We start from the raw sequence: 938 nt of genomic DNA, 5'->3' as shown, positions 1-938 counted from the left end.
AATATCAAGAATGTGAACGCTCGCATTAAGGAGGTCTCAGAGGGAGTTGCACAAGATTCTTTATCTTGGAGCGATGGTGACAAAGCTTTTATCGCTCTGCATGGGAAAGGTGATGACAGAAAAGCAAGCAAGATCACATCACTTGCGGCTGGCTCTATAGTATCAGGCTCGAGTGATGCGGTTAATGGCGGACAGATTTATGATCTGAATCAGTCGCTAGCAAAGTATTTTGGTGGTGATGCTAAGTATGATGGTGATGGCTGGGCGCTTCCAGGTTTCAAGATAATGACTTTCCAAGAAGATGGAAGCTTTGAAGAGGAGAATTATGATAGTATTGCAGCCGCGTTTGCCGGTGTAAATAAGGTTTTCAAGAATCTTCATAATGAGATTTCAGACAACATTGAGCAAAATGCGTTGTTGTGGAGTGATGATGCAGGTGCGTTTGTAGCACAGCATGAGAAAGAAGGTAACAAGGAAAACAGCAAGATCACGTTCCTTGCGAAAGGAAAGATATCAGAAGATTCGACGGATGCGATTAATGGTGGTCAGATTTATACACTTCAACAGACATTTGCCTCATATTTTGGTGGAGGAGCTGGTTATGATAAGGAAGGAAACTGGCAAGGACCAAAATTCACTGTTCAGGTCTTTAATAAGGATGGTACGAAAGGTGATAAAGAGGAGCGTAATAATGTCTCTGAAGCATTTGATGTTGTTAATGACAGCATGAGCACTATCAATGATCGTATAAAAGAAGTTGAAAAGGGTACCTCTTCGAATAGTCTGAATTGGAATGAAGAAAAAGGAAGCTATGATGCATCTCATGTTGATGCTCAGGGTGTTAAGAGTCCAAGTAAGATTATCAATGTAGAGGATGGCAAGGTAGACAGAGATTCAAAAGAAGCTGTGAATGGAGGACAGCTTTGGGAAACTCAGCA

The 938-nt window shown here is 41.6% G+C and carries 1 pseudogene; it reads left to right on the top strand.

Annotation, left to right across the window (positions count from 1 at the left end):
- Nucleotides 1-938 (top strand): annotated as a pseudogene (locus ACFIL8_RS11130) (hypothetical protein); the annotation flags it as partial.

The organism is Bartonella sp. AP57NXGY (genome assembly GCF_042195805.1).
GTDB lineage: Bacteria > Pseudomonadota > Alphaproteobacteria > Rhizobiales > Rhizobiaceae > Bartonella.
This window is presented reverse-complemented; position numbering and strand designations above follow the sequence as displayed.